Source organism: Bacillus sp. LR_5, assembly GCF_042709275.1.
In genome coordinates this window covers 1-12,297 of sequence record NZ_JAVAXX010000199.1, presented here as the reverse complement: position 1 = coordinate 12,297, position 12,297 = coordinate 1, and the positions used below count along the sequence as shown (strand labels likewise).

Below are 12,297 nucleotides of genomic sequence, written 5' to 3'. Positions count from 1 at the left end.
CAAGAAGGAGTTTTTTATATGAAACTGATGCGGATTCAGGAAATGGAGGAGTACATTTTATCGCATGGCACTGTTTCCTTAGATGAGCTGTGCCAGGTGTTCAATGTCTCCAAAAACACAGTCAGACGTGATATCAACAAGCTAACAGAAAAGGGTGCGATTGAAAAAGTATACGGCGGCGTAACATCTATTGAAAAAACCGCATTAGTTCCTTTTGAAAATCGCACCATTCAGCACCAGGATGAAAAAACAAAAATCGCCCATTATGCTTCCCGATTTATTGAAGATCACGATTTGGTCTTCATTGATTCAGGAACGACGACAAAGTCTATTCTTGATACGCTTGATCCAGCCAAAAATGTCACCATCTTAACCAACAGTTTAGACATTATCAATGCGGCGTCAGCTTTGAAGAATATCAACTTAATCATTATCGGAAACAACTATAAGAGAAAAACCCGCTCCTTTGTCGGCATGGACGACCCGGCTATGCTTGATAAGTACAATATCAACAAAGCCTTTATGTCCGCTACCGGAACGACGCTGACACACGGATTGACCAATTCGGATCTGCTGGAGTATGAAATTAAAAAGAGGATTTCAGAAAAAGCAAAAGAAGTGTATCTATTGGCTGACCATTCTAAATTCGGAAAATCAACGCTTCTGACATATGCGCCGTTTGACAGGCTGCATTGCATTGTGACCTCTCAGCCATTAGACGACGAGTACACGCAGTACTGCAATGAGCATCAAATCGGCATTCATCTGGCCTAACGTTTACAATAGTGTTGAGAGTCTATCATCCATTTTATTCTAGGAGGCAGATCATGAAAAAAGCGAAGCTCGGAAAATCAGACTTGCAGGTATTCCCTATCGGATTAGGAACAAATGCTGTCGGAGGACATAACCTCTATCCGAACCTAAATGAAGAAACCGGAAAAGAATTGGTGCGCGAGGCGATCCGTAATGGCGTGACAATGTTAGACACCGCTTATATTTACGGGATCGGCCGTTCCGAAGAATTAATTGGTGAAGTGCTGCGTGAATTCAACCGTGAAGAAGTTGTCATCGCGACAAAAGCCGCTCACAGAAAACAAGGCAATGACTTTGTCTTTGATAATTCACCAGAATTTCTTAAAAAATCAGTTGATGAAAGCCTGAAGCGCTTGAATACCGATTATATCGATTTGTTCTACATTCACTTCCCTGACGAACATACGCCTAAGGATGAAGCCGTTAACGCGCTGAATGAGATGAAGAAAGCCGGAAAAATCCGCTCCATCGGTGTATCCAACTTCTCTTTAGAGCAATTGAAAGAAGCAAACAAAGACGGTTTGGTAGATGTATTGCAAGGCGAATACAACCTGTTAAACCGTGAAGCAGAAAAAACATTCTTCCCGTATACGAAGGAGCATAATATTTCATTTATCCCTTACTTCCCTCTCGTATCAGGTTTATTGGCAGGAAAGTATACAGAAGATACAACGTTCCCAGAAGGCGACCTGCGAAACGAACAGGAACACTTCAAGGGCGAGCGTTTCAAAGAAAATATCAGAAAGGTCAACAAGCTTGCGCCGATTGCCGAAAAACACAACGTGGATATCCCTCACATCGTATTGGCCTGGTATTTAGCAAGACCGGAAATTGATATTTTAATCCCGGGAGCAAAACGTGCCGATCAGCTGATTGATAACATCAAAACAGCCGACGTGACGCTTTCTCAAGAGGATATTTCATTTATTGATAAGCTGTTCGCATAAGAAGAAAGCAGCCTTCTCCATTGGAGAAGGCTGTTTTTTTGTGCGATAAATTCCTAAATAACTGATTTTGAAGCAAAACCTTACAAAATGAGCCATAAATCCGATAAAATAAAGGTAGTTTATCTCAGAAAGAAAGTGATTGAGAAAGCAAAAGTATGAAACGTTCATATCATCTAGCTCATATGAAATAAAGCTGACCCAGCTTCTTTTATTTGCTGGTCAGAATAGCGGACCGTTTCGATGGTCTATGGAGGAAACAGAATGAAACTTAAATATGTAAAAGCCTTAGTTGCAGTAACCGTTGCTTTAGGTGTACTGCTGCCATCAACGATTTCTCATGCAAAGAGCTTTAGCGGCCGCTCATCATCTAGTTACAGCAGCCGAAGTTCAAGCTCGTCATACAGCGGAAGCTATAAATCAAGCCCGAAATCAAGCTACAGCTCAGGATCAAGCTCTTCTAGCAAAAAATCCAAGACGCCTGACGATTCATCATCATCGATTTCGCTTAAAAAGAAGCCTTCGGAAAAGGCAAGCTCATCAAGCTCTAAAAAATCGGCAGGCACCTTTTCCGGCGCTACATCAAAAGTAACCGGAAAGACATACAGCGGAAAAACGTCTAAAGCCTATGTTGGCGGACGATATGTTTCAGTCAATCATTACTATCACGCAGGTTTCGCGCCATCAGGATGGTTTGGATATTATAGCGGATTTACAATGGGTATGTTCATGATCAGCATGATGCACCCGTGGGGTTACACCTATCATCCAGCCGGAGGCCCCGGCTATGTTTCTTATGGCGCTTCACCCATTGCCTGGATCGTGGATATCATCGCTTTAATCATTATTTTAATCATTGTCATCGCACTGATTCGCGCATTTAAAGCACCAAAGACGTACAGAAGGAGATTTTAGGCAATGAGATTAATATTAAATGAGCAAGAAATTGTAGACGGAATTTGCGTGTATATTTCCAATGAAGAAGATATCTACCCTGAAGACGTTGAAGTAAAGGAGCTATCTTATAACAAGCGTACAGGGTTCTTCGCTGAAGCTACATTTGGCCTGCACCACAAGCAGCTTATGTCAGATGACATTTCAGAAGGCATTATTCAGTTCTTAGAGGAATACCACAACTTCAATCCGGACGTTACCGTCGTTGAATTGCAATTTGATAAGAAAAAAGGCTTCTCCGCCTTGGTTTTCGTCAACGAAGCAGAAGAATAAAAATGTCTTAATCAAAACCTTACTCCGCGCGGGTAAGGTTTTTTTAATGGTTTCTCTGAGCATAAAGTTATTTCGTTTTTCCTAAACTCAGCGGATCTGTGATCATCTCTTTTGGCTTTAACGTTTCCATTTGTTCAAAACAAATGTTTCAAATGAGATAGGAAATGGGTACTAATCTATTAACTTTGTTATACATTTTAGATACTCATTGGCTCAACAACTGAGGAGGAGACATTTGTGAAGAAAGACACAAGGAAATATATGATCTACTTTTTCGGCGCTTTAGGGGGACTGCTATATGGTTACGATACAGGTGTTATCTCCGGAGCACTCCTGTTTATCAATAACGATATTCCTTTAACGACATTGACAGAAGGATTGGTTGTCAGCATGCTGCTCCTTGGCGCGATTTTCGGTTCTGCCTTGAGCGGCACATGCTCAGACCGCTGGGGCAGGAGAAAGGTTGTATTTGTCCTTTCCATCATTTTTATTATCGGCGCGCTCGCTTGCGCATTTTCTCAAACAATCGGCATGCTGATTGCATCTAGGGTGATACTCGGGTTGGCCGTCGGCGGTTCAACGGCACTTGTGCCCGTGTATCTTTCCGAAATGGCACCGACGAAAATTCGCGGGACACTCGGCACAATGAACAACTTAATGATTGTCACCGGGATTTTGCTCGCCTATATCGTTAACTACCTGTTCACACCGTTTGAAGCGTGGCGCTGGATGGTCGGTCTGGCTGCAGTGCCTGCCGTGCTTCTATTAATCGGCATCGCGTTCATGCCGGAATCGCCAAGATGGCTCGTGAAGCGCGGCCGCGAAGAAGAAGCGAGACGCATCATGAACATCACTCATGACCCCAAAGACATCGAAATGGAATTGGCAGAGATGAAGCAAGGGGAAGCGGAGAAAAAAGAAACGACACTTGGCGTGCTGAAAGCCAAGTGGATTCGCCCTATGCTTCTGATTGGCGTCGGCCTTGCCATTTTCCAGCAGGCAGTCGGCATTAACACGGTCATCTACTACGCGCCAACCATTTTTACGAAGGCCGGTCTTGGCACATCAGCTTCGGCGCTCGGCACAATGGGGATCGGCATCCTCAACGTCATCATGTGTATCACTGCCATGATCTTAATTGACCGTGTCGGACGCAAAAAACTTCTGATCTGGGGAAGTGTCGGCATCACACTGAGCCTTGCTGCTTTATCAGGCGTGCTCCTGACACTGGGGCTTTCCGCATCAACAGCGTGGATGACAGTAGTCTTTCTCGGCGTCTATATCGTCTTTTACCAGGCGACATGGGGTCCGGTAGTGTGGGTGCTCATGCCTGAGCTCTTCCCGTCCAAAGCGCGCGGTGCCGCGACAGGGTTCACGACTTTGGTGTTATCGGCAGCCAACCTGATCGTGTCGCTCGTCTTCCCGCTGATGCTAAGCGCAATGGGCATCGCATGGGTCTTTATGGTTTTCTCAGTCATTTGTCTTCTCTCATTTTTCTTCGCTTTCTACATGGTGCCGGAAACCAAAGGGCGAAGCTTGGAGGAAATTGAAGCAAGCCTGAAAAACCGGTTTAAAAAGAAGAAAAGCACCCAAAACCAAATGCTGAATGAGCGTACATTATAAAAAAAAGGAATCGTCTCCTTATGGGACGATTCCTTTTTCTGTTTACACCATGACCTTGCAAATATTGTTCGTAAATTCCACGGGGTCCTGAATCGGCAGGCCTTCGATGAGAAGCGCCTGATTGTACAGAAGGTTTGTGTACAGGCTCAGCTTCTCTTTATCTTGTTCAAACGCGTCCTGCAGCGTTTGGAATACCTCGTGATTTGGGTTGATTTCCAGCACTTTTTCCGCCTTCACATTTTGGCTGTCAGGCATCGCGTTTAAGATTTTTTCCATCTCAATTGTCACTTCGCCGTCAGCAGCAAGGCAGACTGGATGTGATTTAAGCCGTTTTGAGATTCTGACGTTTTTCACTTTGTCTGACAGAATGTTTTTCATTTCCTCAAACAGATCCTTATACTTGCTTTCCTCTTCCTCGGACTGCTTTTGATCCTCATCCGTGTCTATGCCAAGGTCTCCGCTTGATACGGACTTGAATTCTTTTTCCTGATAAGAAGCCAGCATTTTAATTGCAAACTCATCGATGTCCTCAGTAAAGTAGAGGATTTCATAGCCTTTGTCTGCCACCATTTCCGTTTGCGGCAGTTTCTCAATGCGGTCGTAAGAATCACCGGTCGCGTAATAAATGAATTTCTGCTCCTCTGGCATTCTGGAAACATACTCGTCTAAGCTGACCAGTTTTTTCTCTTTTGAAGAGTAGAATAATAGGAGATCCTTCAATTGATCCTTATTCGAGCCAAAATCATTATACACGCCGAATTTCAGCTGTCTGCCGAACGACTTGTAGAACGTCTCGTATTTCTCGCGGTCTTTTTTCAACAGGCTTTGCAGCTCGCTTTTGATTTTCTTGCTGATGTTTTTCGCGATCAGCTTCAGCTGGCGGTCATGCTGCAGCATTTCTCTGGAAATGTTCAGCGATAGATCCTCAGAATCGACCATGCCCTTCACAAAGCTGAAGTGGTCCGGTAGCAGGTCTGCGCACTTATTCATGATCAGCACGCCATTGGAATACAGCTCCAAGCCTTTCTCATATTCCTTGGAATAGTAGTCAAACGGCATGTTTTCAGGGACGAATAGAATCGCATTGTAGCGAACGGCTCCATCCACACTGATATGAACGTGTGTGAGCGGTTTATCAAACCCGTAATGCTTTTCAGCATAGAATTTTTCATAATCCTCATCTGTCAGCTCGCTTTTGTTTTTTCTCCAGATCGGCACCATGCTGTTGACCGTTCGCTCTTCCTGCACCTCTTCAAATTCATTTTCGCTGCCTTCCTTCGGCTTAGTAATGGTTGTATCCATTTTGATCGGGTAGCGAATGAAGTCGGAGTACTTCTTGATGATCGCTTTTAAACGATATTCCTCTAAAAACTCGTCATAGCTGTCATCTTCTGTGTTCTCTTTGATTTTCAGGATAATGTCTGTACCGACAGAATCCTTTTCACACGGCTCAATCGTATAGCCGTCTGCACCCGCAGACTCCCATTTATAAGCCTCTTCGCTGCCAAGCGCTTTACTGATGACTGTCACGACATCGGCAACCATAAATGCCGCGTAAAAACCGACACCGAACTGCCCGATAATGTCATGTCCGTCTTTCAGCTCGTTTTCCTTTTTAAACGCGAGGGAACCGCTTTTTGCAATTGTTCCAAGATGCTGTTCAAGCTCATCCTTTGTCATTCCGATCCCCGTATCAGAGATGGTTAATGTTCTCGCATCTTTGTCAGCTGCGACCTTTATGTAGTAACTGTCTTTATCAAACGTAAGCGCATCGTCCGTAAGCGCTTTGTAATAGATTTTGTCAATCGCATCACTCGAATTGGAGATTAACTCGCGCAGGAAAATTTCTTTTTGGGTATAAATGGAGTTAATCATCATATCCAGCAAGCGTTTAGACTCTGCTTTAAACTCTTTTTTCGCCACTCTTGATCGCTCCTTTACCATTATGTAAACCCTTTTCAGCATCTATTTATCACATAAGATGACAATTGTCAATTAGATTGATAGATGCATATATATGTAAATTTAACATTAGTTGGATTTGTTTTCACTCTTTTTCTCACTCATTCTCATAAAAAAGAGAGGCTTCATCATCCTCTCTTTTTTTCTGTGTCATTCCAGCGGCCAAACTCCCGCTTCATCCATATATGCACCGGGTAGAAAAACAAACCGAACGGTATCAAAAACAATAGATTATGCCATGAAGCACTCAGAAATGCGCTTGCAGTCACCGGAAACGTAATCTCTTGCAATAAAAAAGAGATGACAGTCAGCACAACAAATGCAGATGGAATGGTAATGAAGCAATAAAACTTGAGCTCCTTCTTATGCTGTACCTTCACACATACAAACCTCCCAACAATTTCTAATTCATCTTAACATATGCTGGCCTTTCTTTTCTCGCATGTTTATCACTGCACATAGCGGGAAGACAAATAGAAAAAGGAGGTCTCGTATCATGGGAAGACTTGAAAACAAAACAGCAGTGATCACAGGCGCCGCGACAGGCATTGGGCAAGCGACGGCAGAGGTTTTTGCCAATGAAGGCGCGCGTGTGATCATCGGAGATATCAATAAAGATCAAATGGAAGAAACAGTTGACGCAATCAGAAAAAACGGAGGACAGGCCGAATCCTTTCACCTCAATGTGTCAGATGAAAACAGTGTGAAAGCATTTGCTGATCAAATCAAGGATGCATGCGGAACGATTGATATTCTGTTTAATAATGCCGGCGTTGATCAGGAAGGCGGAAAGGTGCACGAATATCCGGTTGACCTGTTTGACCGCATTATCGCCGTCGACCTGCGCGGCACGTTCCTTTGCAGCAAATATCTGATTCCGCTCATGCTCGAAAAAGGAGGCTCCATCATCAATACCTCCTCCATGTCAGGCCGTGCCGCGGACCTTGACCGCTCCGGCTACAACGCAGCAAAAGGCGGCATCACCAACCTGACAAAAGCGATGGCGATCGACTACGCACGGAACGGCATCCGCGTCAATTCCATTTCACCGGGTACGATCGAAACCCCGCTGATTGACAAATTAGCAGGCACCAAAGAACAGGAAATGGGTGAAAAATTCCGCGAAGCCAACAAATGGGTCACGCCGCTCGGCCGCCTCGGCCAGCCGAAGGAAATGGCGACAGTGGCCCTGTTCCTCGCGTCAGACGACAGCTCATACGTCACAGGAGAGGACATCACCGCAGACGGCGGCATCATGGCATACACATGGCCAGGGAAAATGCTGATTGATGAGAAATGGAAGAAAGAAACGAAATAAGAGAGGGGATGTCCCTCTCTTTTTGTCTTTCAAAGCAATACAACCTTATACTTTTTCACATCCAAAAACTGCAAAAATTCCCTCGCCAGCACTTCAGGCGGATGCGCCTTTCCTTCATCCAGCCGATACAAAAGCAACCCAATAATCATTGCGGATACATAATGGGCATAAAGCTTTTTCTCTGCGTGAATATCAGTTTGCTGATGCAGATAAAACGATTCCAGCGCTTTGAACATATCAGGTATCACATGAGGAACACCCCATTCCCGATTGAGAAAATGGACAATGGGCATGTTTGACAAAGCAGAAAGCAGACTGGCGAGCGCCTTCTCCGCTTCCTTTAAGGAAAATTCATTCGGGCTGGAGGCAATCGTCAGGTGATCAATGATCTCCGCACATGATCGCTGTATCATGGTTCGGAGCAATTCCTCCTTATTGGCATAGTGATCATAAAAGGTTGCACGGCGGATATTGCTTTTCCGGGTAATATCCGAAATCGTGATGGCTGCGTAGTCTTTTTTCTCCGCCAGCACGTCCAGAAATGCCTTCTGGAGCGCCTCTCTCGTTCGAACCACACGCCTGTCGATTTGCTTGTTCTTCTCTCGCTCTCCTGGCACAGCTTGTCCAAACAGCCAATAAAATCTCTTTTGAGAAACAAGCTCCCATACCTTTTGGCTGATAGCTTCCGGAGTCGCGGCCGCATCCTCATTCAGCCAATACAGGATAATCGCGTACGTGTACAAGGCCCGGTAATGTCCGTAAATTTCCCGTTCGATCGGCGTCAAATTCACATGGACCGGAGTCAGCAGAACATCCTGCTGAAACACATCCCTAAAAAAACGATGGAAATGCCCTCTGTTCATCATCACAGAAAAAAAGGATCGATGCTCATGAACAAAGGACAGCGTCGGATGCACCGTTTGCCGTTTTTTGTTCAAATGAAGGGTATCCATATGACTGAAGGCGTCAAAAAGCGCTTTGCCCAGTCCTTCCTTCATGTCTTCGATCACATCCTCAATGATTGAAAACTTATCCTCATAATAAAGGTAGAGCGATCCGCGGCTCACTTTGGCCTTTTCAGCGATTTCTTTCATTGTGATGTGTTGAATATCTCTTTCTTCCAATAAAGCCAGCAGCGCCTCTTTCACTTGAGCTTCGGCAGATTCCGGCACAAAAGACACCCCCAATCATTAGACAGATCTTCGATATATGTACGGTAACGTATAGATGGTTCACCGTTGTCTTTCTTACAGAAAAGGTACCACCTTATAATAGGTCCGAGAAAAGAAGAAAGCAAATGAGGGGGATTTTACAATGGAACAGCAAGTAAAGGACGACATCCAGCGTGTCTTTCAGCTTCAGAAAAAACAGCAAAAAGCCTTGCGCGCTTCAACAGCGGAACAGCGGAGAGAAAAGCTTCAACGCTTTTTAGATTCCGTCATCGCCCATGAAGAAGAAATCATCGAAGCGATCCGCAAAGACGTCCGCAAACCATATCACGAAGTCAAAAAAGCGGAAATCGAAGGAACAAAAAAAGCGATTAGAGATAATATGAATAACCTGGAACAATGGATGGCGCCTAAAGAAGTCGGTTCATCGTTAAGCCCTGACGCAAACGGAATTCTTATGTACGAGCCTAAAGGCGTCACACTCATCCTCGGCCCGTGGAACTATCCGTTTATGCTGACGATGGCGCCGCTTGCCGCTTCTCTCGCAGCCGGAAACAGCGCGATTGTGAAGCTGTCCGATTTCACGATGAACACGAGCAACATTGCCGCTAAAGTGATAAGAGACGCTTTTGATGAAAAAGAAGTCGCGATTTTTGAAGGAGAGGTTGAGGTGGCAACCGAACTACTTGATCAGCCGTTCGACCATATTTTCTTCACTGGAAGCACAAATGTCGGGAAAATCGTCATGACAGCGGCTGCCAAACACTTGGCATCTGTCACACTTGAGCTTGGCGGCAAGAGCCCGACGATTATTGACAGTGAATACGATCTGATGGACGCAGCGAAAAAGATCGCCGTCGGGAAATTCGTAAACGCCGGCCAAACCTGCATCGCACCTGATTACCTGTTCATTAAAAAAGACGTTCAGGACAGGTTCGCGGGGATTTTACAAACAGTCGTCAACGCTGGATTTATGGAGGATGATCATACCCCAGACCGCAGCAAATTTACGCAGATCGTCAATGACCGCAACTTCAACCGCGTCAAAGATCTGTTCGACGATGCCATCGAAAAAGGGGCGGAAGTGGTGTTCGGCGGCGTATTTGATGCCAGCGACCGCACGATCTCGCCAACCGTTTTGAAAAACGTCACGCCTGATATGAAAATCATGCAGGAGGAAATCTTCGCACCGATTCTGCCAATGATGAACTATGAAGACATCGACGAGGTCATCGATTACGTAAATGACCGCGATAAACCGCTTGCACTTTATGTGTTCAGCAAAAACCAAGACCTGATTGACAACGTCCTTCAGCACACGACATCAGGAAATGCGGCCATCAATGATGTCGTCGTCCATTTCAGTGACGTCAACCTGCCATTCGGCGGCGTCAACACAAGCGGAATCGGCTCCTATCATGGGGTATACGGATTCAAAGAGTTTTCTCATGAGAAGGGTGTATTTATTCAAGCCGCTGAATAATCGCATGATCAAAAGGCGCTTCCTTAGAGGAGCGCCTTTTATTGTAACTCCTTGACCAAAAGCAATTCATCACGGATAGGTATTTTATTATCTGCCAGTAAAGGAATTTCGGGCTTCATCTTTCTGGCCGTCTCGACTGCATTCACAAATAGTCGATCCAACCGGTACCCTCTCTTCTGATAAAACGCTAATGCATGAATATTATCATTGGTTGTGATCAGTTTTATTTGTTTGATATTTCTCTCTCTGCATGCTTCCTCGGCTTTCTCTAGCAGAGCTGTTCCGATCCCTTTATTCTCAATGACACTATCCAGCGAAATGATTTCACAGGCATCTTCTTCAAATATGTATGTAATAAGGCCAACAATCTGGTTATCATCGTTGAGCATTCCATAACCATCTAATTCATCGCAGTTATAAATACCGCTAGAAATAACCATTTGCGGACTGCCCCAGTGTTTTTGAAAAAACGCGGAAACAAGATCTTTAGGTATCTGGCATGTCGGAATAATATTCATATTTTCCTCCTTTTAACTGAACAAAAATAAGAGAATTAACAACCTATTTTATGTCATTAATCCCCTTATCTAGTATTTACTAGAACTTATAACTTGTCAAAAGCTGTCTGAATACCAATTGCGTGGATTGATAAGGATCAAAATCTGAATCCTGAGATTGGAAGATTTGCTCTGGGGTCAATGTCTCTGCGTTCTCTGATAACGTTTGAATCAGACTTTCCAAATATCCATTTAACTCTGATTTGGACGATTCATGTAGGGATTGATGATTTACAGCGAGTTCTCTAAATCTGTTATCACTGATTAATTTTTTTCGAAGAGCTGCTAGCATCAAGTCAAGCCATGCAGGCTGGCCAAATGTAATATTTAAAGCTAACGTTGCTTGATCAGATTTGGTGGAGTGCCATAAACCTCTTGGCAAATACAGCATGGTTCCCGGTGTTAAATTAACGATTTCTGCATCTGGCAGATCCTCTTTTGGCGGATCTCCTTTCCAATATGACTGTAAATCATCAGGATAGTAAGGAGCCTCTGATAAATCATAGTGCTGCATTGGATTGCTCACATTTTCATTCTTGGCAAGCTTCCATGTTTTCTCACCTTGAATTTGAAAAATCAAGTTGGTGTAGGCGTCAAAATGGGCTTTGAATCCCCCGCCATTTTTCGCCGCGTAAACAATGGCTTTGGAAGAAGTACCCGCAGGCAGTCTTAATTCCGCTTTGAGTTTTTCTATCCACCTTCTGACTTGGGGAATAAATAGGTCGGTGAAATCAAACTCTAATGCAGCCCCTTTTTCATACCACTCTAAAGCCTCTGCAGGTGACACAAGAAATCTGTCTGTGATCCCTTCAGATTCTTCAATCACAGCATCACCAACGACCATGACTGGATTATTGTAGATAGCCAATACGTTTTCTAGCGTTCTAACCTTTTCAAACCCCGGTATGCTTGTAAATCTCTCCACTTCTCCTCTGGCTACCAAAGGTTTTACAGGCCAATATTCTTCTAAAAACTCACTCATCGTTACAGGACTGATGATAGACTCCAAAACCGATTCGGTTACAGCACTCATATTATCCCTCCCAAAAAAAGTAACTTCACCACAAAGATATAACATTTTTTTCTAAAAGTAAATATTGACAGAATTATCAGAGGATTATAATATTTAGTTGTGCGTGATAGCCTATTTTTTTACAAGGAAGGAGGGAAAAGGATGAAAAAGGCTTATAAGAAACCTCGT

The 12,297-nt window shown here is 44.2% G+C and carries 12 protein-coding genes; 7 read left to right on the top strand and 5 right to left on the bottom strand.

Annotated elements, in window-relative coordinates; all coding sequences use genetic code 11:
• Positions 1 to 18 precede the first annotated feature (18 nt).
• From iolR to RAC86_RS27370, 5 genes are all read left to right on the top strand, one after another.
• A complete protein-coding gene (gene iolR, locus RAC86_RS27390) occupies positions 19 to 774 on the top strand; it encodes a myo-inositol utilization transcriptional regulator IolR (protein ID WP_003227050.1) in 756 nt (251 codons plus the stop codon).
• A 53-nt stretch (positions 775 to 827) separates the two neighbouring features.
• The gene (locus RAC86_RS27385) at positions 828 to 1,760 is read left to right on the top strand and encodes an aldo/keto reductase (RefSeq protein ID WP_377886228.1); all 933 of its coding nucleotides are present in this window, start codon (positions 828 to 830) and stop codon (positions 1,758 to 1,760) included.
• Between the two features lie 261 nt (positions 1,761 to 2,021).
• The gene (locus RAC86_RS27380) at positions 2,022 to 2,672 is read left to right on the top strand and encodes a hypothetical protein (RefSeq protein WP_326131589.1); all 651 of its coding nucleotides are present in this window, start codon (positions 2,022 to 2,024) and stop codon (positions 2,670 to 2,672) included.
• Positions 2,673 to 2,675: 3 nt separating this feature from the next.
• Positions 2,676 to 2,984, top strand: coding sequence for a YxcD family protein (locus tag RAC86_RS27375; RefSeq protein ID WP_003227046.1), 309 nt, complete (start codon positions 2,676 to 2,678; stop codon positions 2,982 to 2,984).
• A 237-nt stretch (positions 2,985 to 3,221) separates the two neighbouring features.
• Entirely contained in the window at positions 3,222 to 4,607 is a 1,386-nt protein-coding gene (locus tag RAC86_RS27370) for a sugar porter family MFS transporter (protein ID WP_049140856.1), read from the top strand.
• 42 nt (positions 4,608 to 4,649) lie between these two features.
• On the opposite strand, the gene htpG is transcribed toward RAC86_RS27370, so the two are convergent.
• Both htpG and RAC86_RS27360 read right to left on the bottom strand, forming a co-directional pair.
• Positions 4,650 to 6,530 carry a molecular chaperone HtpG gene (htpG, locus tag RAC86_RS27365; protein ID WP_377886227.1) on the bottom strand — a complete coding sequence of 627 codons (1,881 nt, stop codon included), beginning with the start codon at positions 6,528 to 6,530 and terminating at the stop codon, positions 4,650 to 4,652.
• A gap of 167 nt (positions 6,531 to 6,697) precedes the next feature.
• Positions 6,698 to 6,949, bottom strand: a complete 252-nt coding sequence (locus RAC86_RS27360; RefSeq protein WP_339175581.1) for a hypothetical protein — start codon at positions 6,947 to 6,949, stop codon at positions 6,698 to 6,700.
• Positions 6,950 to 7,065: 116 nt separating this feature from the next.
• On the opposite strand from RAC86_RS27360, the gene RAC86_RS27355 reads away from it, so the two are divergent.
• Positions 7,066 to 7,887 carry an SDR family oxidoreductase gene (locus RAC86_RS27355; RefSeq protein ID WP_339175583.1) on the top strand — a complete coding sequence of 274 codons (822 nt, stop codon included), beginning with the start codon at positions 7,066 to 7,068 and terminating at the stop codon, positions 7,885 to 7,887.
• 29 nt (positions 7,888 to 7,916) lie between these two features.
• Here RAC86_RS27355 and RAC86_RS27350 read toward each other — a convergent pair whose 3' ends face one another.
• A complete protein-coding gene (locus RAC86_RS27350; protein ID WP_129010266.1) occupies positions 7,917 to 9,059 on the bottom strand; it encodes a TetR/AcrR family transcriptional regulator in 1,143 nt (380 codons plus the stop codon).
• A 142-nt stretch (positions 9,060 to 9,201) separates the two neighbouring features.
• Between RAC86_RS27350 and RAC86_RS27345 the strand changes: the two genes are divergently transcribed.
• Positions 9,202 to 10,539 carry an aldehyde dehydrogenase family protein gene (locus tag RAC86_RS27345; RefSeq protein WP_128993597.1) on the top strand — a complete coding sequence of 446 codons (1,338 nt, stop codon included), beginning with the start codon at positions 9,202 to 9,204 and terminating at the stop codon, positions 10,537 to 10,539.
• Between the two features lie 38 nt (positions 10,540 to 10,577).
• Here the strand turns inward: RAC86_RS27345 and RAC86_RS27340 are convergent, their stop codons facing one another.
• Both RAC86_RS27340 and RAC86_RS27335 read right to left on the bottom strand, forming a co-directional pair.
• On the bottom strand, positions 10,578 to 11,057 hold the full coding sequence (locus RAC86_RS27340; protein WP_003244176.1) for a GNAT family N-acetyltransferase: 480 nt from the start codon (positions 11,055 to 11,057) through the stop codon (positions 10,578 to 10,580).
• 79 nt (positions 11,058 to 11,136) lie between these two features.
• Positions 11,137 to 12,129: a JmjC domain-containing protein gene (locus tag RAC86_RS27335; RefSeq protein ID WP_003243554.1), complete on the bottom strand. Its 993-nt coding sequence runs from the start codon at positions 12,127 to 12,129 to the stop codon at positions 11,137 to 11,139.
• Positions 12,130 to 12,297: the final 168 nt, after the last annotated feature.

Bases quoted from the DNA above. Each gene is read 5' to 3' on its own strand.
- iolR (WP_003227050.1), top strand. From the start codon at position 19: ATGAAACTGATGCGGATTCAGGAAATGGAGGAGTACATTTTATCGCAT.
- RAC86_RS27385 (WP_377886228.1), top strand. From the start codon at position 828: ATGAAAAAAGCGAAGCTCGGAAAATCAGACTTGCAGGTATTCCCTATC.
- RAC86_RS27380 (WP_326131589.1), top strand. From the start codon at position 2,022: ATGAAACTTAAATATGTAAAAGCCTTAGTTGCAGTAACCGTTGCTTTA.
- RAC86_RS27375 (WP_003227046.1), top strand. From the start codon at position 2,676: ATGAGATTAATATTAAATGAGCAAGAAATTGTAGACGGAATTTGCGTG.
- RAC86_RS27355 (WP_339175583.1), top strand. From the start codon at position 7,066: ATGGGAAGACTTGAAAACAAAACAGCAGTGATCACAGGCGCCGCGACA.
- RAC86_RS27345 (WP_128993597.1), top strand. From the start codon at position 9,202: ATGGAACAGCAAGTAAAGGACGACATCCAGCGTGTCTTTCAGCTTCAG.
- RAC86_RS27340 (WP_003244176.1), bottom strand. From the start codon at position 11,057: ATGAATATTATTCCGACATGCCAGATACCTAAAGATCTTGTTTCCGCG.
- RAC86_RS27335 (WP_003243554.1), bottom strand. From the start codon at position 12,129: ATGAGTGCTGTAACCGAATCGGTTTTGGAGTCTATCATCAGTCCTGTA.